Source organism: Limisphaerales bacterium, from assembly GCA_014382585.1.
Classification (GTDB): domain Bacteria; phylum Verrucomicrobiota; class Verrucomicrobiia; order Limisphaerales; family UBA1100; genus JACNJL01.
Genome location: JACNJL010000025.1, coordinates 1 through 24950, shown reverse-complemented (window position 1 = coordinate 24950; position 24950 = coordinate 1). Strand labels below are relative to the sequence as shown.

Here is a 24950-nt window from a genome sequence, read left to right as displayed (position 1 = left end):
GGATCGGGCGGTAGCTCCGGTGGATCAGGCGGTAGCTCCGGTGGATCAGGCGTTGGGACGCAGGTGCAGGGAATGCAGGCTCAAGGCGGCACAGCCCGTTAGTAAATTTGGACGCATATTTTCAGCCTGTGGGTGGTTTCGGCCGCCCACAGGTTTTTTATTATGATGATGAAGGTTAATTTCAGGCGAATTTTTTTAGGTGTTTGTCTCGTATTTTCCTCTTGCGGGAATCAGGTGAATTTATCTGATTCAGAACCGGCTCCTACGGCCAAGAAACAATCAGAGTTGTCCGATCATGAAAAAGAATTTTTAAGACTCAGCGCCTTGGCTGCTAACGGTGATGCGAAATCTCAAACCAGTTTAGCACACAAATATGTTTTAGGGAAAGGGGTTGGAAAGAATATTAACGAGGCCGTGCGATGGTATCGCGTGGCTGGCAATCAGGGCGAAGCCGAGGCGCAATTTAATCTTGGTTACATGTATTACAATGGGGAAGGGTTGCCGCGGGATTATGCCAAAGCCATTCAGTGGTTTCGAAAGTCTGCGGCGCAAGGGAATGCCGGCGCACAAGGAAGCCTTGGGTTGATGTATGATAATGGGGAAGGCGTCCCGGAAAACAACGTTGAGGCTTTAAGGCTCTACCATTTGGGGGCCAAGAATGGGGACATGTATTCACAGTTCAACCTCGGGTGTATTTATGATAGTGGGGAAATGGTGCCTGAAGACAATGTGACCGCCGTAAAATGGTACCTCAAGGCGGCTTGGGCGGGGCATATTGATGTGCCTAATTATTTGGGGCTGATGTACGACACCGGCGAAGGGGTGCCCGAGGATGACGTGCGCGCGTATGCATGGTGGCTCATTGGGGTTGAGCGCGGCGATGATGCTCCACGAAACAACATGGCGCTTCTCGAGGAAAAACTGTCCGCTGAAGAATTAACTGCTGCCCGGAAATTGGCCGATGAAATGTTAAGAGAAATGAAGGCGGACAAGTCGCCCGAAACTAAGAATTAACGCCCCCCGTTTCGCAGCCAGGCCACCAGTGCCAATACTTCCTCGCGCGTGAGTGTATTCACCAAACCCGGCGGCATCAGGCTTACGGCGGAGCGTTCATGTGACTTGAGTTTGCCCTTCGCGATTTCAATGGTTTTGTTGGCATCGAGAGGGTTGGGGGCAAGCAGTAAAGACCGCGCTCGGTAATCCAACTGCGGCACAATCATTCCGGCCAGTACCTTGCCATCGATGAGTGTGAGCACGTGGGTTTGATAATTTTCCGCCACTGCCTTCGAGGGATCTAGAATCGCCTCAAGAATATCCCGCGCGCCAAAGCGGCTGCCCACTTGCTTGAGGTCCGGCCCCAAGGCAAAGCCTTGACTTCCCATGCGATGGCACCGGCTGCAGAGGGCTTGGTCAAACAGTTTTGGACCGTTCGTAATCGTTGTGGGTAGTTTCAGTTCCCCTTCAAAATCCTTCATCGTCCACGCCTTCACCAGTTTGCGCTCACTCAAATCGGGCAAAGGCGGCAGCTGGGGTTTAAGTGCGATTTCTTTTGCCAGCGCTTTCTTTTCCTCATCAGGCAAATGGCTCACGGCGTCCTTGTGAATTCTGTTGATAAATCCTGGTAACCCGCGTCCGCCACGGGATTGGCGTGCAGCAGAAAGTTGTAGGAAAAATTCCCGGCGCAATTCACGCGTCCAGCCGAGCTTTGCATTTCGCAAAGCAAAAAGATAAAGCAGTTTGTTCCGCGAAGTGTTCGCTTCGCGCAACAATTTCATCGCAATGCCTGTGGCGCGGCCATCGCCGAGTCGGATAAGCAGGAGGGCGAGTTGACGGTTAATTGCTTCCGATTTGTTTGGGAAAAATTTTCGCAGAGGTGCGGCGTCCTTCAGGGTTTTGGCTTGGGCGGAAAACAAATAAATCATCTCGAGCAATTGCGGTTCGGAAAATGAGATGAGCGAGGAAGATTGTAGTTTATCTAAAAGATAGGGCGAATGACCACCAGCTGACTGCGCAGTGGCCAGCGCGATGAACGAATCACGATCGCGTGCAAAGAAGCCGATTTGTTTTTTGTGTTCCAAAACGATGCGGGCGGTGTAGCGGATGAGCGGATCTTGATGGTAAATGCCCTTCGGAACATTCACGGAAAGGTCAGTTGCCTCCCGGCGTTTTGTGCGTAATAAATGGGATTCCAAATTGCGGCTGACCTGTTGCTCTGACTGCGCCGGCGGTTGCGTTTGGGGGCCGCTGTAGCGCACGCGGTAGAGCGCACTTTGCGTGCCGCGGCCGCCAGTGACGAAGTACATCGCGCCGTCCGGGCCGAAGTCGAGATCGGTGACATTCAGTGGGCGTCCGCGCAGAAATACTTCCGCCCGCCCGCGGTAGCTGGAGCCATTGGGCGCGAGATGCACGGCGAGGATGCGCCCGTATGTCCAATCCAGAATGAAGAACGCCTTTTTGTAATCAGCGGGGAAATGGCTGCGCGTGCCGAATTTGACACCGGTGGGGGAGGACTTGCCGATGTCGAGCACCGGCTGCGCGTTATCGGGGTAGTCAGGGAAATACGGCGGCCAACTGCCGGTCACCGCCCGCCAGCCGAAATCCGCGCCGCGCGTGAGATGCTTCACTTGCGTGGGGCGATACCACGGCGCGCCCATATCAAACTCCGCATCGGCGTCGAAGGTGAACGCCTCGCCGTCCGCATTAAAATGGATGCCGTATGGATTACGCAACCCGGCACAGAACACTTCCGGCAATCGCCCGTCTTTATTAAACCTCAGCACGTGGCCTTCGTTCGGGCGAAACACTTTCTGATTACGACGGCGCGGCGATGTGTAATCTCCGCCATCGTTCGGCAACTCCACGGAGTCCCCCATGATCGCGTAAATCAAACCTTCCGGCCCAATCGCCAGTGCGTTGCGGCCGTGCCCCACGCCGCCCGGCGTGGCGCGCAGCAGTTTTTCTTCGTCGAACTTGCCGTTGTCATTCGTGTCGCGCAGTCGGTAAATGCCCTTGGAAACATTCGCGTTTACGTACAACGCACCGTGCGCGTAGAGCAATCCGCGGTTTTCCTTGAGCGTGCGATTGATCATTTCCGATTTGGAAATGACCCCGCCTTTTTTGGAAAAGGTGAATCGCCAAATGCCCGCGTCCTCGCGTCCAATGCTCAAGCGGCCTTCCGGATCAAACGCGCAACTAATCCACGAGCCTTCGCCTTTTTCAGAATTTTTAAGCAGTTCAACTTCAAACCCCGGTTGCGTAAAAAAACTTTTGGGATCCGCTCCGGCCTTGGCGGTTTTGGCTTCTTCCCATTGGTTGTAGTCATCTCTTTCGGTGATGCGAATGCCCGGGGCGGTCCACCATTTTTCGAGTGAAAGGTTTCCCGTTCGTTTCAGTTTACCGGCGGAACAGATCCAGTTAAGATCAGAGGCAACCGTTAGCGATTTGTTTTTAGCGTCGGTCAATGTTAATTCTATTCCCACTGCGGACGGGCCGTCGGCACCGGTGGATTCAATGCGGATTGTGTTTTTTCCGGCCTTCAGTTTTGTGGAAACATCGAGGTCGATCAGCTTGCCAAACGCGGGAGATTCGATGAACCATTTGTCGTTGATAATAATTCGAATTGAGGCGAAATCACCCGCCGCGCGGAGTTGGGCGGACTGGACATTTCGAGGCACTTCAAATGAACGGTTGAACTTGATGGTGCCCTTCGTTTCCTTTTCCGGCCAGATCCAAAACGGTGCGGCAGAAAGAGGAAGGGAAAGCGCGAGGGAGAGAAACAACAACAGCCGTGTCATCTGCCGAGTGTAATCGTCCGGGGACAGAGAGGGCAAGCTCGGTGGGGACGCGCAGCGTGTCTCTATTCAGTCAGTAGAAACTCCAGCAAATCGCGCAGTTCGCTTAGCGTCATCGTGAGCGCGAGCCCTTCGGGCATTAGGGAATGGTGGCCTTCGATTTTGGATTTGATTTGGCGTTTGTCGAGGTAGATTTCTTTGCCGTTGATGCCGAGGTAGACTTCGGAGTTGCCACCGCGCCGCATTGCGATGCCGGTGTGCACGGCGCCGCTTTCCATCGTGATGATCCATGCGCGCTGATAGGGCGATACTTCTTTGTTGGGTTGGAGGATGGATTCCAAAATGCGCGCGCGCGATGTGCCGCGGCCGATGTGGGTGAGGTCTGGTCCGACGCGCGTGCCGCGTTCGTTGACTTGATGGCAGTTGCCGCAAGTGGCGATTTTGCGGTTGAAGAAAATGCGTTTGCCGGTCATCGCGTTGGGTTTGCCGTCGAGTGCGTCAATCCGTTTGAGCCACGCGGTGGTGTCTTGTGTGTCCGGCGGACTTTTGATGAACGGCTTGCCGATCGCGCGTTTGGCGGCGGGGGTGTTCAAGGCGGTCAATTGTTTTTGGCCGTCCACTTCAAAGTCTGCGCCCACCAAACTGCGTAGGGCCTCGGCGCGGAGTTGCGCATTTTTGGTTTTGGCGATTTCCAGTAACGTTCCGGTATCGGGCGATTCGCTGACGCCAAACACCGCCGTGGCCGCGAGTCGCAAATTCAACGGTTGCTTGTCATCGAGCGCCAGTTGGCGCAGGGCGGCGTGGGTGGATTCATCGAGATGGCTGCGCATTTTCCAAATGGCCTCGCGCCGAAGCGCTTCGTTTTTGGAACCCATCCACGCGATGAGTTTCTTGGAATTGATCGCTTTGTGATTATCCGGAAAATACCGCAACACGTGCCCGCGCAAGGTATCGGGCGTGTCCGCTTTTTCCAAAAGCGGCAGCGCAAACTTTTCATTGAAGCGATCGGGATTGGCGCGCCCATCCAATTCATCAAGGCAGGCAAGGTAAGCGCGGAACAGGTTGTAGTCGGCCGGGCCGACTCTAAGGTTGGCTTCGATTTCCGGTCGGAGATGGGCTTGCTTGGTGTCCGCTGCCCAGCGAAGGAATTCAAACTGAATTTTAGTGGGGGATCTCGGGTGAGGGGCGGATTGCCCAAAGAGTTTGGTCAAGATCGGATGTCTCAAGAGTGCGTGCAGCAACACAGCCTTTTCGTTCTGCGAGCCATCAAATTTCAATGCGGGCTTCCCGACGAGATCGTGTGCTCCCAAGTTGTTGTTCAGGCACTCAAGCCAAGCGTGGCGCAAAAATGGATCAGTGTTATTTGCTGCCTGTTTTATTGCTTGGAAATAATCTTCCGGATTATCTAATGGGAATTTCTTCTGGGCGATATTCGCCAATGATTGTTGGTCTTTTTTCGGCCAATCAAGATTCACAAGCGGCTCTGCCTTAAAATCCTTCACTGGCCGGATGCGCCAGAGGCGGCCTTTTTGGTTTAGGTTGTAGGAGCTGCTGCCCCAGTCGCTGAGGTAGAGGCTGCCGTCGGGGGCCATGGCGAGGCCGACGGGGCGGAAGCTGTCGCCGCCCTGGATGAGGGGGGTCATTGTGGCGCTGACGGAGGTGCCTTTGCGTTTGAGGGTGTAGCTTTCAATGCGGTGATCGCCCCAGGAGGTGACGAGGAGTTTGCCGCGGTATTCCTGCGGGAAGGTGGGGGAATTGAAATGGATGACTTCGCACGGGGCTTCGCCGGTGCCGTGGATCATGGGGAGCGTGCCGATGAGTTCGCCGTCCCACGCGAGAAAGGGATGGATGCCGGTGCGGCCGAATTTATAGCGGTAACCGTAGTCGCCATTTTGCACGACGTGCAGCAGGCGGCAGGGCGGGCGGTTGCCGGGGTCGTTGTCCACGGCGAAGATGCGGCCCCATTTATCGACGCACGTGCCGAAGGGGTTCCAAAAACCGCGTGCGATTTGCTCGAGTTTTTTGCCATCGGCGGTACAGCGGAATACGCCGCCGCCAATGCCGGCGGCTCCTTTGATTTTTGTGCCGTCGCTGCCGAGCATCGTGTATGCGTGGCCGAGGTTTTCGCCGAGGCCGAAGATGAGGTTTCCTTTGGGGTCGAAGCTCAATCCGCTGAGGCCGTTGTGGGGATAGGTGCCGGTGGTTTTTAAGGTGATGACGTCTTCAAATTTGTCGGCTTTGCCGTCGTTGTTCGTATCCCGCACGCGGAGGATGCGGCTGCGTTCGGCGAGGTACACCCATCCGTTTTTGCCGATGCAAACGTCCATGCCCATTTGGAGACCTTCAAAAAAAATGCTGCGCTTGGCTTTGCCCTTGGCCAACGGGGTGAACATCAACACGCGGTCGCGTTCGGGGCCTTGGTAATTTTTGGGGCGGAAATGGGTGTGGCTTTCGATGACGATCACGCGCCCTTGAGGGTCCACCCCGAGGCCGGTGGGGGTGACGATGTCGGGCGCTTCGGCGATGAGTTCGATGACGATGCGCGGGTCGGATGACTTGGGCGGCTCGGGGGCATCGTCGGCGGCAATCAGGGTGAAGGGGAGTGCGGCCAGAAGTAAAAGTTTTTTCATGGCAAAGCGAATGGAGCCAGTGAACGGAGTCGAACCGTTGACCTGCTCATTACGAATGAGCTGCTCTACCAACTGAGCTACACTGGCGTAAGGGGCAATGTAGCGATGGGTCTGGGGGCGGGCAAGGAAATTGGGTTGAGCCTTGGCGGTTCAACAATTAAGTCGCCGTTTTCCGCAATGATTGCCCGAGCATCCAACCGACCCAGGTGCAGAGGAGGCAGATGGTCACGGAGGCTGCGATATTGAGGCCGGCTTTGGGCCAGTCGTTTTGTTGGATGAGTTGGAGGGTTTGCAGGCTGAAGGTGGAGAAGGTGGTGAAGCCGCCGCAGAATCCGGTGATGATGAAAAGTGCGGTGGGGGATTTGCGTTGGTCAATTTCCCAGAAGCCGGCGGCGATGCCAATGGCGAGCGAGCCGAGGAGGTTGGCGGCGAGAGTGCCGAAGGGAAACGATTCAAATCGCGCGAGGCCGACCGCCAATCCGTGACGGCCGAGGCTGCCGAGTGCGCCCCCGAGTGCTATGCAAAGCCAAGTCATGCGCGGGATGTACACGCGCAGGCGGGGTTTGGCGAGAGTTTCCGTTGCTCAATCTTATCGTGGGGCGGCGAAGGGTTGGCGGATGATGACGCGGATGGTGCGGGTGGAAATCCAGTTGGCAGGGTCGGCGGGATCGCGCCAGACCCAATTGCCGGTGGGGTCGATCCAGCGTCCGAGGGCGGGATCCCACACTGCGTTTGCGGGGCGTTGGTTGTTGTTGAACCATACGAATGGATCCACGTAATAGTCGCCGAAGGTTCGGTTGACATCCGTGCCGGCACGGATCCAAGTGGCGGCTAGCGGGGTGGTGGCGGAAAAGGCGCGCTGGCTGGGGTCGTTGGGGTCCGGGTTGATGCGGTAGTTGAGCGGACGCACGGGGAGTTGGTAGCGGATGGGATGGCCTTTGCCTTGATTGGTGGGTTTGATCCAGCCGCGCGGACCGACTTTGGTGCGGGGTGAGGGAGTGCGTTGGGCGGTGGCGCTGTGCGCGCTGAAGCATAGGGCGAGTAGGATGCCAACCCGCCGGATGTTTGCGGTGATCAATTTACCGGGGTGCGATTCATGCATACCGTTCTGTTAGACGGCATGCGAATGGGTGAGTTACCTGCGGGCGGGATTTGGTTGTTACCCTGTGGGGTTATTCGCGTCGGCTGACATTGGGGAGCACGTTGCGTAGGCGCACGTAATCGCTAAGGATGTCGAGCGTTTCACGCAGGGTGGCGTCGATCGAAAAAGTGTTGGAATCGTCTTGAAGAATGGGGGGCGAATCGGCTTTCTCAACTTTAGGCTTGGGGGCTGCAAGTTTCTTAAGTGGCTTGTTAGCCTCGACGCCTTTCACATCGATTTCAAAATATTTTTCGGCCGGTTGTTTTCGGCTGGCGCGTTCTTTGTTTCGGTCGGCGATGCGGGTTTTGTTGTCGGCGCGTTCTTTGCGGCGCTCGGCTTCGTTGAGGGAAACGCTTTTATCGTTTAGTCGTTTCTTGGCGCGATAGATGTCTTCGTTGATGTATTTGAAATCGGGATTTCCCATTATGCGCTTGGCGGAGCTTTTGCGCAGGCTGGTGAGGAAGGGGTCCACTCGATTAAGTTTTTTGTAGGTTACCTGTTTAATTTTATCGGCTCCTAATGCGCGGGGAAGTTCGCCTTCCCCCATACCGAGGTGATCATAAACGGAGGGTAATTCCACATCTGAAAGTACGCCGAGGCGTTGGGTGGTGCTGCCGTTGATACGGTAGAATTTTGAGATGGTAAACTTGAGGCGCCCGGAATCATCGCCGAGATTGGAGAGGATGCGCCGGTTTAGCGGCAGGAGTTGCTGGACAGTGCCTTTGCCGTGGGTGGTTTCGGAGCCGACGATTACCGCGCGCCCGTGGTCTTGCAAGGCGGCGGCAACGATCTCGGAGGCGGAAGCACTCATCGGGCTGACGGCGACCACGAGCGGTCCGTCGTAGACCACGCCACGTTGGGTGTCGCCGAGCACTTTGTTTTCACCGCGGAAATTTTTAACCTGCACCACTGGGCCCACATCAATGAAGAGGCCGGCGAGATTGATGGATTCCTGAAGGATGCCGCCGCCATTCATGCGGAGGTCGAGGACGATGCCATCAACTTTTTCTTTTTTGAGCCGCTCAATGAGCGTGCGGCAATGATCGGAGCATTTACTGTAAAAGCCGGGCAAATTGATAATCCCGAGTTTTTCAGTTTTACCGTTCACCTTGCGCTCGATGATGTATGCTTTAGCGAGGGAATCCTCTAGCTTTACGACGTCACGGGTGATTTTGATAATCTTGGATTCACTCTTGCCGGCGGGGATGATGGTGAGTTCCACAAGGGTATCTTTTTTGCCGCGGATTAATTGCACGACATCGTTGATGCCCATGTCCAACAAATCGGTGGCTTCCTTGTCGCCGGGGTTTTTCACGGCGATGATTTTGTCATTCGCGTGGATGAGGCCGCTCCGGCCAGCGGGGCCGCCGGGCATGATGCGGACGATTTTGGTGTAGCCTTCGTCAGTGGTTAGCACGGCGCCTATGCCGGTGAGCTGCATATCGATGCTGTTGATATCGAAGTTTGCCGCCTCGATGGGGCTCATATAATCCGAGTGCGGATCAAAGGCGCGGGTGAGGGCACTGAGATAGGTTTCGAGTTTATCGTCTAACTCATTCTTCTTCATTCGTTTTAACAGGCGATCGTAGCGACGGCCGATTTTTTCGCGGCTGGCGGCGAGTTTTTTGGGGTCGAGCTTTGCGGTATCAGTTTTGTCGAGGGCAAGGATGTCGTTAAGCACCTCAAGTTTGATTCGCGAATGCCAAAGTTTGCGCGCGGCGGCGTTGTCTTTAGGCCAGGGTTCCTTGGTGCGGACGGTGAGGAAGCGTTCTTTTTTGGTGAAATCAAATTCGCCTTTCAGGATTTCATCCACCCATTGCTGACGTTCGGCGAGGCGTTTGAGGAAGAGGGCGTAAATGTCATTGAATGGTCCGAGGCTGCCCATTTTCACTTTATCATCCAGACTGGTGGCATATTTTTTGGTGAGGGCGTCCACATCGGATTGCAGAAAAATCATGTGGCTGAAGTCCAGTAGGTTGAGATAGCGATCCAGGTGATGGCCAGCGATTTCGTCGTTGAGGCCGGATTGGCGGTAATGGATTTGGGAAATCAGGCGGCCCACCGTCTGGGTAATTTGTTTAGCTTGTGCTTCAGAAAGATCGGCCCAAGCAAAGCTGGCAGAGAGCAGCAGCGCACTGCACATTGCGATGTATCGTTTCATTCCGGCAATGGTGACGAAAAACCAGTGGGGTGCAATCTAAATCCATTCAACGTACATTTCTGCTTTGACTGTAGGGCAGGGTGGGCTAAAAAACCCCATGCACAGGTTTACATTTCGTATGCTTTTCCGAACCTTCCCAATGCTGCTCTTGTTGTCTGCGATCGGCTGCCAATTCACGCACCAATATGCGGAGGAGGAATTCACTGTTCTCTTCGATGGTCAATCCCTCAAGGGCTGGGAACAGGTGGCTCCCAAGGGCGAGGGCTATGGCGTTACTAATCTCGTGGAAAACGGCACCACCAACGCGGTTATCTTTTGCGCCAAAGGCGGCGGCGGCAATTTGTTGTCGGAGGAAATTTACAGCGACTTCGTGCTGCGTTTCGATTTCAAGCTCACCGAGGGCGCGAACAACGGCCTCGCCATCCGCGCCCCCAACCAAGCGGGCAGCCTCGCCTACGAAGGCATGGAACTGCAAATCCTCGACGCCGCTTACAAAGGCAAACTTAAACCCGAACAATACCATGGCTCACTCTATAATATAACCGCCGCCAAAAAAGGCGCGCTCAAGCCCGCCGGCGAATGGAACTCTCAGGAAGTCATCGCCCAAGGCCGTCGCATCACGGTGCGCCTCAATGGTACGCAAATCCTCAATGTGGATATCAACTCAATTACCAATCCCGCCAAGCTTGTGAAACATCCTGGACTTTTCCGGGCCAGCGGCCACATTGGTTTTCTCGGCCACAACGACGAAGTGTTTTTCAAAAACATTCGCATCAAGGAACTCGCCCAAGTCGATCTCACTAACGTGCCCCCCAAAGGGTTCCGGTCGTTATTCAGCGGCACCTCGCTGACCGGTTGGCAGGGCCTCGCCGCGCGACCCAATAACAACCCCATCAAACGAGCCGCCCTCACCCCCGACCAACTTCGCAAAGTACAGGTCGAAGCCGATGACAATATGACCGCCCATTGGAAAGCCGAAAACGGCACCCTCATTTTTGATGGCAAAGGCCGCAGCCTGCAAACCACCCGTGACTATCGCGATTTCGAAATGCTGGTGGATTGGAAAATTACCGAAAAAGGTGACAGCGGCATTTACCTGCGTGGCATCCCTCAAGTGCAAATGTGGGATCCCCGCGGCGACGACAATCCCCGCGCCGCCAAAGGCAGCGGCGGCCTTTTCAACAATCAGGGCGAAGGTAACGCCAAAGATCCCATCACCAACGCCGATCACATCGCCGGTGACTGGAATCGCTTCCGCATCGTCATGGTCGACGAACGCGCACACGTTTTTCTCAACGGCAAACTTGTCGTCAAGAACACCATCCTTGAAAACTATTGGGACCGCACTCAGCCGCCTCTTCGGCAAGGCCCGATCGAACTCCAGGCCCACGGCAGCCCGCTGTGGTTTAGAAATCTGTACATCAGAGAAATAAATTGAAGAACATGAAACGTCGCCAATTCTTAACCACTACATCTACGGCCTTAGCGTTTCCGTTTGTCGGGCGCGTGTTGGGCGCGAATAACAAATTAAACATCGGCGTCGTCGGCGTGGCAGGTCGAGGGGCGAGCAATCTCCGTGGCGTGAAAGACGAGCAGATTGTGGCGTTATGCGATGTTGCCGCGCCGTCATTAGCGGGGGCGCAGAAACAGTTTCCCAAAGCCAAGGGCTACGCGGATTTTCGGCGGATGCTCGAGCGCAAGGATTTGGATGCGGTGGTGTGTAGCACGCCGGATCACACCCACGCGATCGTGGGCGTCAGCGCGTTGAAGAGCGGACGACATTTGTATTGCGAGAAACCGCTGGCGCATACGGTGTCCGAAGTGCGGGCGATGACCGGGGCGGCAGTGGCGGGCAAACGCGTCACACAAATGGGCACGCAAATTCATGCCGGCAATAATTACCGACGAGTAGTGGAGCTCGTACAAAGCGGCGCGATAGGCGCGGTGAAGGAAGTGCACGTGTGGGCCGGGGCCACTTATGGGAATATCGGCCTTTCGCCGAAGGACGCGCCATTGCCGAAGGGGTTTGATTATGATTTATGGCTCGGTCCGCTGCCGTACCGGCCGTTCCGCAAGGAATACGCCCCCTTCCATTGGCGGCATTTCTGGGATTTCGGCGGCGGCACGCTGGCGGATTTCTGGTGCCATTATTCGGATCTCGCCCATTGGGCGCTGGATCTCACGCATCCGCTCACCATCCACGCCCACGGCGGCAAGGCGCGTCCGGAACGGGTGACGCAGAAATTGAAAGTGGAATACACCTACCCCGCGCGCGGTAAAAAACCGCCGGTACATCTCACTTGGTATCAGGGCGGCGAAAAACCGGCAGTGCTCACCGCCGCGCAGCAAAAGAAATGGAGTAGCGGCGTGCTTTTCGTCGGCGAACACGGGATGTTGTTTTCAAACTACGGCGGTCATCAACTATTGCCGGAAGATAAATTCAAGAATTTCAAAGCGCCCGCGCAGACCATCCCGAACTCCATCGGGCATCACGCCGAATGGATCAAAGCCTGCAAAGAGGGCGGGCGCACCACCTGCGATTTCCGCTACTCCGGCCCGTTGACCGAATGCGCGCTACTGGGGATCGTCTCCCATCGAATCGGTAATAAAAAGCTGGTGTGGGACTGGGAAAAGATGAAGGCTTCCAACGCTCCGGAGGCGGATCGGTTTATCCGGCATCGTTATCGGGCCGGTTGGAAACTGTAACTAAAAATAATTATGGAACACGACGAGCAAGCCCCAAACGATTTGAGCGATTCGAACGATTCAACGGAACCGAGTCCACCCATCGCAGGAAGCGGATCAACCCGGTTGGTGGTCATGGGCGTGGTCCTTACGGTGATGATCGTGATGGCCTTAATTCAATCTGGCGCGCGGAATAAACGTGACGCGGCAGCGGATGCGGCCGGTAAATTAATGGAGTCGGATGATTATAGTATGCCGGCGGATTACATGAAGGCCGTTGGGAAAACCGCGCGCATACAATTCACGGATGAAACGCTAACCCAAGTGTACCGATGGAACGGCGTGCTGCAGCATTTTGAGTTGCGCGTCGTATTCATTGGGTCAAAAGGGGACTACAGCATTCAGGATGTCAAGAGCAGCGCGGTGTCTCGGTTTAAGGCGAAGGACATTTCCAAACTCGCTTTGGCAAAACAAACAGGAACTGAATTAGAGGAATTCCCAGAACTACAAGAAGGGGAAACAATCGAAGGCGGCGCCCCCGGTGGCCGGTCTGGAGGCGGGTCGAGTGGCGGCCCCCGTGGTGGGTCTGGCGGCGGCGGTGGCGGAGGTCCCCGTGGTGGTGGTATGACCGCCGAGAGCCTGAAGACCAGGCTGGCCGCATCGTTTCAAACGCTGAATCTGGACGAGGATCAACAAGCCAAAGTGGACACCCTCATTGAAGATCAAGTTAAGGAAAGCATGGTACTCATCAGCAACCCGGGTGAAGGAATGCGTGAGAAATTTGGAGCATTGCGTGTAAAATACACTGCGCTTTACAAGGAAGTGCTCACCGAAGAACAGTTTGAAGCCTATGAAAAAGCACGGGAAGCGGGCCGAAAACAGCGCGGTGGCGGTGGCGGCGGTGGACCCCCGCCCCCGCCGGGAGCAGGAGGACCTCCCCCTCCGGGCGGCAGATAATCCGCACACCGTACCTCGGCTTTGGCCTAGCCCCTTTCATGTCGTACTTCAGCTCAAACTGATGTTGTTTGGGTCCTGCAACAATGCTCCCCACGTGAATTGTATTTTGCAGTGTTAAAAAGCGATTGCATTCGCGAGTTGGAAAATTCCACGACGGGCCGTAAAATGGCAGCAACGGTTGTTTAGCCGTTTGGGTCTTTCATGTAGAACAAGCGAACTCTTATGGGATTGAAACGGCGGAAATTTTTAGGATGCGCGGGAGCGGTGACGGCAATGCCCTTTGTTTCCTTTGGAGCGCCTCCACCCAAAATCAAGATCGGCCAAATCGGTTTGGTGCATGCTCATTCGCGCGGGAAGCTGGCGGCCATTCGTGCTCTGCCGGAAGTGTACCAATTAGTGGGCGTGGTGGAGCCGGATGCGGCGCGGCGCAAAAACGTGAGTGGCGTCAAATTCATCAGCGAAGAGGCCCTGCTGAACACCCAAGATTTACAGGCGGTGGCGATCGAGACACGCATTCGCGACCTAGTGCCCACGGCGGCGCGAGTGGTTGCCTCGGGAAGGCATATTCATTTGGACAAGCCGGCGGGGCCTTCACTGTCGGCTTTCCGCAAACTGGTGGCGGATGCCCGGGAGCAAAAACTAACGATTCAGATGGGCTATATGCTGCGCTATAATCCGGCGTTCCAATTTATGTTTCGCGCGGTGCGGGAAGGGTGGTTTGGCGAGGTGATGGAGATTGACGCGATGATGGGTAAATTCGCTGGCCCGGGCATGCGTCAGGAGCTGGCGGAATATACCGGCGGCGGGTTTTTTGAATTGGCCTGCCATATTTTGGACTCGGCACTTTTCATCATGGGTAAGCCGCAAAAAGTTCACGGCATCAATCGCCGCACGCGCGAAGGCAAGGGCAGGGGAGACACGTTTGCGGATAACCAACTGGCAGTGTTGGAGTTTTCAAAAGGCACGGCGTGTCTCCGGTGCAATCATAATGATCCGTTCGGCGGGCCTCGGCGGCGGTTCAACATCGCCGGCACGCGGGGCGGAATGGAAATCCGGCCATTGGAGTCCGGCAAATTTGTGCTAACCCTTGACCGCGAGCGGGGCAAGTATCAGAAGGGCACTCAAACCGTGCAGCTTAAGGGCGGGCGCAGTTATGAGGCAGAGTTTGTCGATTTGGCGCGGGTGATCCGCGGCGGAGATCCATTGGCGTGGAATCATGAGCACGATCTCGTGGTGCACGAAACGTTGCTGCGCATTTGTGGGATGCCGTTGAATTGACAACTTCGGCTCGACAAAACCGTCATTTAATTTATTTTCAACCCAAGGGGAGCGCTCGACAGGGCTGTGGGGGAGTGGCATTCTTGCTTTCGACGATGGACCAGCTTGATTCATTACGCGCGGTATTGCGCGGGTACGGCTCGTGTGTGGTGGCGTACTCGGGCGGGGTGGATTCGGTGCTGTTGGCAAAGGTGGCGTATGAGGAACTGGGCGACCGTATGCTGGCGGCGATTGCCGATTCGCCCAGCTTGCCGCGGCGCGAATTGGCCGAGGCGCAATCGATTGCAGAGGAGTTTGGGTTCCCCTTGGAAATTCTGAACACGGAGGAATTTGCTAATGCGGATTATTCAGGCAACCCAGTCAATCGCTGTTATTTTTGCAAACACGAATTATTTTCTCATCTCAAACCACTGGCGCGCGCGCGCGGGTTCGAGGTGATTGTTTACGGAGAAAACACAAGCGACGTTGGCGATTGGCGGCCCGGTGCAGTGGCGGCGGAAGAGTTCGACGTGCGCGCGCCACTCAAAGAAGCAGGGCTATCCAAGGACGCCATCCGTTCGGCGTCGCGCGCATTGGGGTTGCCCACAGCGGAGAAGCCGGCGATGCCCTGTTTGAGTTCACGCATCCCGTACGGCGAACCGGTGACCCGCGAGAAAGTGGCGATGATCGAACAGGCGGAATATGTATTGCGTGATTTAGGATTTGCCGAAGTGCGGGTGCGCCATCACGAATTTGAAGGGCCGGATGAATCAGGGCCGTGCGCACGCATAGAAATGGGTGCGGAAGAAATGGAGCAGTTACAGGATGAAACGTTCGCGGAGATTCAGGCGTCTTTACGGCGGGTTGGCTATGCTGAAGTGGAGGTGGATGCGCGTGGATACCGACGCGGAAGCCTGAACCCAGTGAAATTGAGTGAGAACCAAAGTGTGAACAGGGCGACGCATTAATGGCGAATTTCAACTATAAAGCACGGAATGACGGGGGCGAAATGGTGTCCGGCACTTTAGAGGCGGCGGATCGCTCGGCGGCGTTGTCGCAAATCAGCGCGTTGGGGCTTTTCCCAGTCTCAGTGGAATCACCCCAAGGGGAAGCCTCGGCGAACGTACACGGATCATCAAGGTTGGATGCCGCTCCGCGAAGACCCTTTCAGCGCGGCCCGGCCAAGCCCAGCCTGCAGGACCTCGCAAACTTTACCCGGCAACTTGCCAACCTTCTCAAGGCCGGGATGCCGTTGACGGGTGCGCTCAATAGCATGACCAATTTGGAAAGCAAAGGCATCCCACCCAAAATTTGCAACGCGCTGCTCAGTGATGTGCGCGAGGGTAAAACGCTTTCAAACGCTATGGCGCTTCATCCGAACTCGTTTCCGGATATGTACCTGAACATGGTGAAGGCCGGTGAAACCAGCGGTTCAATGGTGGAAGTCCTCACGCGTTTGGCTGATCACTATGAGCGATTTGCCGAGGTACGTTCCAAGGTGACCACCGCGCTGGTGTACCCTTTATTCGTTATGGGCTTGGGGGTGGTGCTGATTTTTATTTTCATGAGCTATATTCTGCCCAAGTTCATGGCAATTTTTGACGGGATGAATGTCAACCTGCCCACGTCCACACGGATTCTTCAGGGCATGAGCGATTTCTTCTCTGCATACTGGTGGATGATTATTATTTTTGGAGTCGTGTTTTCAGCTTTGATCAAACGCTACTTTGCCACGACCAACGGTAAACGGCGCTTGCACGGGTGGTTGCTCACAGCGCCGTTGGTGAGTCGAATCGCGCGCCCCACTTATTTTGGGCAATTTGCCCGCACGCTGGGCGCGTTGATGCAGAATGGGGTGCCGGTGCTAACCGCATTGAAGATCACCGAAAATGTGGTGCAAAATGTGGTGTTGCAGGGAGCGATCGCGATGACGCGCGAGGCGGTGACCGATGGTAAAACCATCGCCCAACCCCTCGGTCGCAGCGGGGTGTTTCCCAAGCTGATGGTGGACCTGGTACACATTGGCGAACAAACCGGCGATGTCCCCGCAGCGCTGGATAATCTGGCTGATACGTACGATAATGAGTTGAACATTTCGCTGCGGGTGATAACCACTTTGATTGAGCCCATCCTTATCGTGGTGATTGCCGGGGTGGTGGGCTTTATGCTCGTGGGAGTACTGCAGGCCATGTTTAAAATCACTTCATCAATCGGAAAAACATGAGCCGGACCCCCAGCAACCCGAGGCTAAACGCGGCATTCACGCTAGTAGAAATTATGGTGGTGTTGGCCATCATGGGGTTGTTGCTCGGCTTGGCGATGATCAACTTCAGGGCGATCAATCAGAGGGAACCGCTGGAACAGGCGGTGAGCGATGTGGAAGGGTTGTGCCGGCGGGCGCGCAGCGAAGCCATCGTGAAATCACGCCCGATCGATCTCACCATTGATAGCGGTTCGGGCCTGCTCCGTCTCGCCACCGCGCCGAATGCCGTCAACACGCTCGACCCGGATTCCGGCGTGCTGGTGGCCACCATCGAGGAAGCAGTCGCAATCGATCAGGCCTCCCTGCCTTCAAATGTTGAATTGGAAATCCAAGTGCCGGAAGATGCCTTGGATTCAGAAACGCCCGGCGTGGTGGTCATCCGATTTTACCCCAACGGCACAGCCGAGCCTTTGAAAGCGTTGATCATGATGCCCGATGAAGGCGTGTACACGTTGGTGCTCGATCCGGTGACCGGCCGGCTGCAAATTCGCGAAGGGGAGGATGAGTTATGACCCATCCACGCCGCCCATGCATCGCCGGACTGACATTGGTCGAGGTGTTGATCGCCGTAATGATTTTTGCCATCGCCGTGTTTGCGATCTTGGAGCTGGTCAATCAAAACCTACAGCTCGTGCGCATGATGCAGCAGCAACGGCCCGACCTCGGCGCATTGGCCGACCGCACCCTCACCGAACCGGCCGAAGCGGCGAATGGCACTTTACGCGTTCAACGGGGCGATTCCCCGACGGACATAGATTTTGGCGGGAATGATGGCGGAGGTGCTGGCGCACTTTACCCTAATGCAAGCTGGTGGCGCGACATCGAACCTCTAGACGAAACCAACGGGCTTTACCGCGTCACCATCCACGTCGAAGAAACAATAGCTGGCGAAAACCGGGAAATCATTTTAAAGTACCTTATGTTTAGGCCCGATGTGGCGGAGGCCGAATCGGGGGGAGCCCAAACCAAATAAACAGGCGGACAAACAATGAAACCAATCCAACAAAAAAGACGCACAAACGGCTTCACCCTCGTTGAGGCGTTAGTGGCAGTAAGTATTCTGGGGATGGTGACGTTTATGATTTTTCGTTCGCTGTTATCCGTGCTTGGAGCCACCAAAATGGGCACTGATGCCGCCGACCAAGTACAACGCGAGCGGGTGGCCATTAAAACGGTGGAAGTGGGGCTGCGGGGCATGGTTTTTTACGAACAAAATCAAGATATGTACGCGCTGGATATGGATTTAAGAGACAAGGATTACCCCTATTTTAGCTTCGTTTCCCGCGTGCCGCCTGATTATCTGGGCAGCCGTGAATTCAGCGGCCAAACCCTTCGGCGCCTTTCATTTTCCGTGGAAGACATCGGCGGATCGCGCGCACTTATCCTCCAGCAAAGCCACGTTATGCGCCCCGCCGAAGGAGAGGAGCCAATCACTGTGGTTCGCAGCGTACTTGCCCCGCAACTCGATCAATTCATCATTCTTTTTTGGAGTACCAGCGCAGAGGATTGGATTGACGTATGGACTGAGACCAACTCACTCCCCTCCCGCGTGAAAGTGGAAATGGCCCTCACCCGTCAGGACGGCGAGAGCATTCAGCTCACTGACATCATCAAACGCGAAATTGCCATCCACTCCATTTCCATTACCAAGAACAACCAAAATCCCGATGTGCCCCCAAGCACGGCGAAACGTAAAGGGGGTGGCAAAAACAATCTGAGTGCTCGAGGCGGCAAGGGTTCCGGCAGAGATCCGCGCAATGGCAACTACCGCGGCATTTCCGGCCGCGGCCAATACCAGCGCCCCAACGCCCCCCCATCCCGTTTCGGGCAAAACGGCGCGCCAAGCAGAGGTTCCTTCGGATTGCCACCCGGGTTCGGCGTGAAACTACAACCGGGTCAGAGCCCACCGGGAGCTGGGATGCAACGGGGGGGATTCTCACCGCCCAAGGTGGACAATAATGCGTCTTAGCCCCGTTCAGTCCGCCCCTGCCAAAAAACATCCGCGCGAGCGTGGCGTCGCGCTGGTTATGGTGCTTGGGTTTGTCATCGTGTTAGCCGTCATGGCCACGGCCTTCGCCACCAACATGCAGGTGGAAGTCAAACTCGCCCGCAAAGCCAATGACGATGTGAAAGTGGAATGGATTTGCCGTAGCGGCATCGAGATTTCCAAATACATCCTCGCCCAGCAAATGGCCAATGCACAGGAGCCGTATGATTCGCTCAACCAAAAATGGGCCGGTGGCCCTGCGGGAACCAATGGCTTCAACGTGTTTCTCGAAAACCTCAACCTAACCAACAGCGCGTGGGCCGAAAACACCGTGCTCGGGCAAATTTTTCCTGACCAACAGGAGTTTGAGAAGAAGGTGGGCACCGACGTGCGCTGCTCCATTCAAATTGTTGATTTAGAGCGCAAATTCAACATCAACCGCGCTGCTGAAGACGCCATGGGAAAATTTCCGCTCGAAAAAACATTCGAACTCATGGACGTGAGCACCGGGCTTTCCCCTTACCTCATTGACGCCATCAAAGACTGGCGGGACACCGATGACAGCCGCCGCGTGAGCGGAGCCGAGAGCGATACCTACCAAGCCAAAGACCCGCCCTACACCGCCAAAAATGGACCCATCGATGACCTCAAGGAATTATTATTAATTGAAGGTATGACCCCGGAAATTTATTGGGGCAGCCGCGCCAAACAAATCGCCGCCAACCCCCTGCACGCACCCAGCGCCATCTTACCCGGCGTGGAAGAAGAAGAGGAAATTGCCTACCCATTTGGGATGGTTGATTTGTTCACCTCCATCTCCACCGGCTACATCAATTTAAACACAGCCTCCGCCGAAGTGATGCAGCTTGTCCCCGGGTTTGATCAGGCTCGCGTGGATCTCCTTATGCAAATGCGTGCCGGGCTGGACGGCATCGACGGCACAGAGGACGACGAGCCCTTTGACGATGTCGCCCAAATCCAACGCGCCGGATTCACTGCCGACGCCATTGCCAACGCCCGACGATTTTTCAGCGTGCGAAGCGCCACCTACGAAGTTACCGTGCAGGCAAGCGCCGGCAAGCTCAGCCGCACGCTCGTGGCCGTCCTCAGCCGCGCCAGCCCCACGGACATCAAGATTCTTTACACCTACTGGAAATGAAGCGCGCCACACGCACGTCCTTCATTACCGGCACTGATACCGGGGCAGGCAAAACAATCCTCACCGCACTGTTGCTCGATCACCTCCGCGCCCAAGGCGAAAACGCAGTCGCCATCAAGCCCCTCTGCACCGGTCCACGCGATGACGTGCGGCTATTGCAAAGCCTGCAGCCGGGCGCATTGACTGATGATGAAATGAACCCCTTTCATTACCAAAAACCAGTGACCCCGCTTGTCGCCTCACGCGGGCGTTTGAAGCGAGAGCACATCGTGAACGCCATCCGCAGGATGGAAGGGGAGTGCGAGCGGTTGTTGGTGGAAGGCGCGGGCGGTTTGCGCGTTCCTTTGAGCTCCGAAGCCGCCGGCGTGACGTGGGATGAGGTGGTAAAAACTTTGAAATGCGGCGTGATTTTAGCCGCTCCAAACCGACTTGGAGTGCTCAATCACGTCAATTTAACCCTCGATCGGCTAAAAACCATTGGCGCGAATAAAGTTTTTGTGGTACTTTCTGACTGTAACCCACCGTCGCGCAGGGATGCATCGGCGGCCTCGAATGAGCGCGTATTGGCTGATTTTTGGCCTGAAACGCCATTTTTGAAGTTGCCGTATTTGGGATCAAACTTGGGAACGCCGGATAAAATTCGTGCGGCCCGAAAAAAAACGAAAAAAACACTTGCGCGATTGGTGAGTTTACTGTGAACTGCGCCCCGCTTTCGGAGACAACGAACCGGTGAAACGGTTCCTCTTGGCTGAAGCCAAAACCCAGGGACGTTTCCCGCAAGGGAAGTCGTGTCGGGGTGTTGTTGTCTTTTGGAAGCATTTCGGCTTGGTCCGAAACGTTCTTTGAAAATTGAATTGTGTAATGGCAGAAGCCCTCGATAGAGGCTCTTGTTAGGGAGTCTTTATTGAGTATTTGAGTAAATAAAAAACAACATTATTAGTTGGCGTTTAGCCGAGTGATAATCGAACTAACGTTTTTATACGGAGAGTTTGATTCTGGCTCAGAACGAACGCTGGCGGCGTGGATAAGACATGCAAGTTGAGCGATGAACGGACAATAGCAATATTAGAAGGGATTAGCAGCGAACGGGTGAGTAACACGTGGGAATCTGCCCTAGGGACCGGGATAGCCTGACGAAAGTCAGGGTAATACCGGATAAGATCTTCGGATTAAAGGCGCAAGCCGCTCTAGGATGAGCCCGCGTTCCATCAGCTAGTTGGTAGGGTAAAAGCCTACCAAGGCGACGACGGATAGCTGGTCTGAGAGGACGGTCAGCCACAATGGAACTGAGACACGGTCCATACACCTACGGGTGGCAGCAGTCGAGAATCATTCGCAATGGACGAAAGTCTGACGATGCGACGCCGCGTGGGGGATGAAGGCCTTAGGGTCGTAAACCCCTGTCGGTTGCGAGTAAAGCCTGGTTTGAATCAGGTCTGATATTAGCAGCACAGGAAGGGGCGGCTAACTCCGTGCCAGCAGCCGCGGTAATACGGAGGCCCCGAGCGTTGTTCGGATTTACTGGGCGTAAAGCGTGCGTAGGCGGCGAGATAAGTTTGGCGTGAAATCCCCGGGCCCAACCCGGAAATGGCGCTGAAAACTATTTTGCTAGAGGTGTGGAGGGGAGTATGGAATTCCCGGTGTAGCAGTGAAATGCGTAGATATCGGGAGGAACACCAGTGGCGAAGGCGATACTCTGGACACATTCTGACGCTGAGGTACGAAGGCTAGGGGAGCGAAGAGGATTAGATACCCTCGTAGTCCTAGCAGTAAACGGTGTGCACTTGCTGTGGGGCGGTTCGACCCGCTCCGTGGCGGAGCTAACGCATTAAGTGCACCGCCTGGGGAGTACGGCCGCAAGGTTAAAACTCAAAGAAATTGACGGGGGCCTGCACAAGCGGTGGAGCATGTGGCTTAATTCGATGCAACGCGAAGAACCTTACCTGGGCTTGACATGTTCGTCATAGTCCCGTGAAAGCGGGACGTCAGTTCGGCTGGACGATCACAGGTGCTGCATGGCTGTCGTCAGCTCGTGTCGTGAGATGTTGGTTTAAGTACCGCAACGAGCGCAACCCCTGTGTCCTGTTGCCACGGAGAACACGTTTCTCCAGCACTCTGGACAGACTGCCTCATTTGAATGAGGAGGAAGGTGGGGATGACGTCAAGTCAGTATGGCCCTTACGCCCAGGGCTGCACACGTGCTACAATGCCTAGTACAATGGGAAGCGAAATCGCGAGATGGAGCAAATCCCCAAAACTAGGCTCAGTTCGGATTGGAGTCTGCAACTCGACTCCATGAAGTTGGAATCGCTAGTAACGGCGCATCAGCTACGGCGCCGTGAATACGTTCCCAGGCCTTGTACACACCGCCCGTCACATCATGAAAGCCGGGAGCACCCGAAGCCTGCGATTACGTGGTCGAAGGTAAGCTTGGTAATTGGGATGAAGTCGTAACAAGGTAGCCGTAGGGGAACCTGCGGCTGGATCACCTCCTTTCTAGGGAGTACTGGGGCAAGCTTGCTTGCCTTGGAAGGTCGAACATTTCCGGATATCAAACTTGTTTGATCAAAGGGAATGATTGGTGGAAGCCATTACACAATTTAGTTTTCAAAGAGTGAAATGCTCTTTGTCAGGACGGGTGATATAGAAACAACCAGGCCGAGCTTCGGCACTGAACGGGCTTCGGCCCACTAAAAACGGGGCTGTAGCTCAGTTGGTAGAGCGCCTGCTTTGCAAGCAGGATGTCAGGAGTTCGAATCTCCTCAGCTCCACCAACCCGCAGCCGGACCTGTGCAAACAGGGCCTGTAGCTCAGTTGGTTAGAGCACGCGCTTGATAAGCGCGGGGTCGCTGGTTCGAGTCCAGCCTGGCCCACCACCCGCCTAAAACGAAACACGAATTTTGCCCCTTCCCGCTGGAAGAGGCAGTCGTTCTTTGACAACCCTGCATGGAAAAAATGCCATGCAACTTTGTTCGGCGCCATTAGTATATACATACTAAGGTAAGTTGATACATTTAGATAAGCTACTAAGGGCACGAGGTGAATGCCTTGGTGCTGGGAGGCGATGAAGGACGCGGTTACCTGCGATAAGCCCCGGTGAGACGGAAGCAGTCTTTGACCCGGGGATCTCCGAATGGGGAAACCCCACTGGTGAACCCAGTGACTCCTGGATGAATTCATAGTCCAGGTAGAGCGACACCCGCTGAAGTGAAACATCTCAGTAAGCGGAGGAAAAGAAAGCGAATGCGATTCCGTAAGTAGCGGCGAGCGAAAGCGGAACAGCCCAAAATCGAGAGGCTTGCCTCTCGGTGGTGTGGGCCTCAATGTGGTAAGAGGAATGGTAAAGGAACGCCTTGGAACAGGCGGCCAGAGAGGGTGATAGCCCCGTAGAATAAACCTGACTGAAGCCTAGAGGATCCCCGAGTAACACGGGATAAGTGGAACCCCGTGTGAATTGATGCGCAAACCATTGCGTAAGGCTAAATACTACCCAGCAACCGATAGTGAACAAGTACCGTGAGGGAAAGGTGAAAAGGACCCCGGAAGGGGAGTGAAAAGTACCTGAAACCACGTGCCTACAAGGTGTCGGAGCATGTCTTCGGATGTGTGACGGCGTGCCTTTTGCATAATGAGTCTGCGAGTTATCGTTCGTGGCAAGCCTAAGTATTTTTGATACGGAGGCGAAGCGAAAGCGAGTGTGACAAGCGCGACATTAGTCGCGGGCGATAGACCCGAAGCGGAGGTGATCTAGCCATGGCCAGGTTGAAGCTGCAGTAACATGTAGTGGAGGACCGAACCGGTGTACGTTGAAAAGTGCTCGGATGAGCTGTGGCTAGGAGTGAAAGGCTAATCAAACCCCGTAATAGCTGGTTCTCTCCGAAATAGCTTTAGGGCTAGCGTCAGGTAAAGAACTCTGGGGGGTAGAGCACTGAATGGCTTAGGGCCACTACCATGGTACCAAAACCAATCAAACTCCGAATACCCAGATCCCAAATCCCTGGCAGTCAGACTGTGGGTGATAACATTCATGGTCGAAAGGGAAACAACCCAGATCGCCGGCTAAGGTGCCCAAATCAAGTTAAGTGGAAAGGATGTGAAATTGCATAGACAGTGAGGATGTTGGCTTAGAGGCAGCCACCATTTAAACATAGCGTAATAGCTGACTCATCGAGCGATTTCGCGCCGAAAATGATTGGCGATTAAACTTGATACCGAAGCCGCGGAAACGTGTTTACACGTTTGGTAGGAGAGCGTCGTCTGTGCGCTGAAGCAGAACTGTAAGGAACTGTGGAGCGCAGACGAGTGAGGATGCAGACATGAGTAGCGATAAACCAGGTGAGAATCCTGGTCGCCGTAAACCCAAGGTTTCCTGAATGCCACGTTCGTCGGCAGAGGGTTAGTCGGGACCTAAGGCGAGGCCGTAAGGCGTAGTCGATGGACAGACGGTTAATATTCCGTCACCAACGAGTAATTAGTGTTCAGTGCGCGGTTTGAAAGGGACAGTGGTAATCGTATTCCACGTCTTACCCTTCGGGGGAAGGCATGTCTTGGACGAACTGCCTAGAAAAGCTGATGCACATGCTATGCTCGTTGCCCGTACCGTAAACCGCCACAGGTAGGTGGGTGTAAATGTACTAAGGCGCGCGAGAGAAACCTCTCTAAGGAACTCTGCAATCTAGCCCCGTAACTTCGGAAGAAGGGGTGCCATCTTCGGGTGGCCACAGTAAAGGGGGTCTGGCGACTGTTTACCAAAAACACAGCTCTCTGCTAAGATGTTAAATCAACGTATAGGGAGTGACACGTGACCAATGCGGAAAGATTAAGGCTGTTCTGTTAACGCAGGGCACCAAAGTCCCCGTGAATGTCGGCCGTAACTATAACGGTCCTAAGGTAGCGAAATTCCTTGTCGGGTAAGTTCC

The 24950-nt window shown here is 55.1% G+C and carries 17 protein-coding genes, 3 tRNA genes and 2 rRNA genes; 16 read left to right on the top strand and 6 right to left on the bottom strand.

Annotation, left to right across the window (positions count from 1 at the left end; all coding sequences use genetic code 11):
• Positions 1-162: 162 nt before the first annotated feature.
• A complete protein-coding gene (locus tag H8E27_03445; GenBank protein MBC8324662.1) occupies positions 163-1014 on the top strand; it encodes a sel1 repeat family protein in 852 nt (283 codons plus the stop codon).
• On the opposite strand, the gene H8E27_03440 is transcribed toward H8E27_03445, so the two are convergent.
• The 6 genes from H8E27_03440 to H8E27_03415 all read right to left on the bottom strand — a co-directional run bounded on the left by H8E27_03440 (position 1011) and on the right by H8E27_03415 (position 9723).
• Entirely contained in the window at positions 1011-3794 is a 2784-nt protein-coding gene (locus tag H8E27_03440) for a PQQ-dependent sugar dehydrogenase (GenBank protein MBC8324661.1), read from the bottom strand. The two genes, H8E27_03445 and H8E27_03440, sit on opposite strands and share 4 nt — an antisense overlap.
• Before the next feature lie 62 nt (positions 3795-3856).
• On the bottom strand, positions 3857-6421 hold the full coding sequence (locus H8E27_03435) for a c-type cytochrome (protein ID MBC8324660.1): 2565 nt from the start codon (positions 6419-6421) through the stop codon (positions 3857-3859).
• 11 nt (positions 6422-6432) lie between these two features.
• Positions 6433-6508 (bottom strand) — tRNA-Thr (locus tag H8E27_03430).
• A 70-nt stretch (positions 6509-6578) separates the two neighbouring features.
• Positions 6579-6956 carry a fluoride efflux transporter CrcB gene (gene crcB / locus H8E27_03425; GenBank protein ID MBC8324659.1) on the bottom strand — a complete coding sequence of 126 codons (378 nt, stop codon included), beginning with the start codon at positions 6954-6956 and terminating at the stop codon, positions 6579-6581.
• 54 nt (positions 6957-7010) lie between these two features.
• Entirely contained in the window at positions 7011-7523 is a 513-nt protein-coding gene (locus H8E27_03420) for a hypothetical protein (protein MBC8324658.1), read from the bottom strand.
• A gap of 70 nt (positions 7524-7593) precedes the next feature.
• Positions 7594-9723, bottom strand: a complete 2130-nt coding sequence (locus H8E27_03415) for a carboxy terminal-processing peptidase (GenBank protein ID MBC8324657.1) — start codon at positions 9721-9723, stop codon at positions 7594-7596.
• Between the two features lie 118 nt (positions 9724-9841).
• On the opposite strand from H8E27_03415, the gene H8E27_03410 reads away from it, so the two are divergent.
• From H8E27_03410 to H8E27_03340, 15 genes are all read left to right on the top strand, one after another.
• Entirely contained in the window at positions 9842-11161 is a 1320-nt protein-coding gene (locus tag H8E27_03410) for a DUF1080 domain-containing protein (GenBank protein MBC8324656.1), read from the top strand.
• Between the two features lie 5 nt (positions 11162-11166).
• Complete coding sequence (locus H8E27_03405) at positions 11167-12429, top strand: Gfo/Idh/MocA family oxidoreductase (GenBank protein ID MBC8324655.1); 1263 nt, start codon at positions 11167-11169, stop codon at positions 12427-12429.
• 12 nt (positions 12430-12441) lie between these two features.
• Positions 12442-13365, top strand: a complete 924-nt coding sequence (locus H8E27_03400) for a hypothetical protein (protein ID MBC8324654.1) — start codon at positions 12442-12444, stop codon at positions 13363-13365.
• Between the two features lie 333 nt (positions 13366-13698).
• Positions 13699-14643 (top strand): Gfo/Idh/MocA family oxidoreductase, encoded by a 945-nt coding sequence (locus H8E27_03395; protein ID MBC8324653.1) that lies wholly within the window; start codon positions 13699-13701, stop codon positions 14641-14643.
• A 95-nt stretch (positions 14644-14738) separates the two neighbouring features.
• Positions 14739-15590, top strand: a complete 852-nt coding sequence (gene larE, locus H8E27_03390) for an ATP-dependent sacrificial sulfur transferase LarE (GenBank protein ID MBC8324652.1) — start codon at positions 14739-14741, stop codon at positions 15588-15590.
• Complete coding sequence (locus H8E27_03385) at positions 15590-16846, top strand: type II secretion system F family protein (GenBank protein MBC8324651.1); 1257 nt, start codon at positions 15590-15592, stop codon at positions 16844-16846. Before larE ends, H8E27_03385 begins: the two co-directional genes overlap by 1 nt.
• The gene (locus tag H8E27_03380; GenBank protein MBC8324650.1) at positions 16843-17397 is read left to right on the top strand and encodes a prepilin-type N-terminal cleavage/methylation domain-containing protein; all 555 of its coding nucleotides are present in this window, start codon (positions 16843-16845) and stop codon (positions 17395-17397) included. Before H8E27_03385 ends, H8E27_03380 begins: the two co-directional genes overlap by 4 nt.
• Positions 17394-17858: a prepilin-type N-terminal cleavage/methylation domain-containing protein gene (locus H8E27_03375; protein MBC8324649.1), complete on the top strand. Its 465-nt coding sequence runs from the start codon at positions 17394-17396 to the stop codon at positions 17856-17858. The genes H8E27_03380 and H8E27_03375 overlap by 4 nt, the downstream gene beginning before the upstream one ends.
• 15 nt (positions 17859-17873) lie before the next feature.
• The gene (locus tag H8E27_03370) at positions 17874-18854 is read left to right on the top strand and encodes a prepilin-type N-terminal cleavage/methylation domain-containing protein (protein MBC8324648.1); all 981 of its coding nucleotides are present in this window, start codon (positions 17874-17876) and stop codon (positions 18852-18854) included.
• Positions 18844-20031, top strand: a complete 1188-nt coding sequence (locus tag H8E27_03365; protein ID MBC8324647.1) for a general secretion pathway protein GspK — start codon at positions 18844-18846, stop codon at positions 20029-20031. The genes H8E27_03370 and H8E27_03365 overlap by 11 nt, the downstream gene beginning before the upstream one ends.
• Positions 20028-20729: a dethiobiotin synthase gene (gene bioD, locus H8E27_03360; GenBank protein ID MBC8324646.1), complete on the top strand. Its 702-nt coding sequence runs from the start codon at positions 20028-20030 to the stop codon at positions 20727-20729. Before H8E27_03365 ends, bioD begins: the two co-directional genes overlap by 4 nt.
• 281 nt (positions 20730-21010) lie before the next feature.
• Positions 21011-22537: ribosomal RNA gene (locus H8E27_03355) — 16S ribosomal RNA — on the top strand.
• A 192-nt stretch (positions 22538-22729) separates the two neighbouring features.
• Positions 22730-22805, top strand: a tRNA-Ala gene (locus H8E27_03350).
• Between the two features lie 25 nt (positions 22806-22830).
• Positions 22831-22907: transfer RNA gene (locus H8E27_03345), tRNA-Ile, on the top strand.
• 137 nt (positions 22908-23044) lie between these two features.
• Positions 23045-24950, top strand: a 23S ribosomal RNA gene (locus H8E27_03340); the annotation flags it as partial.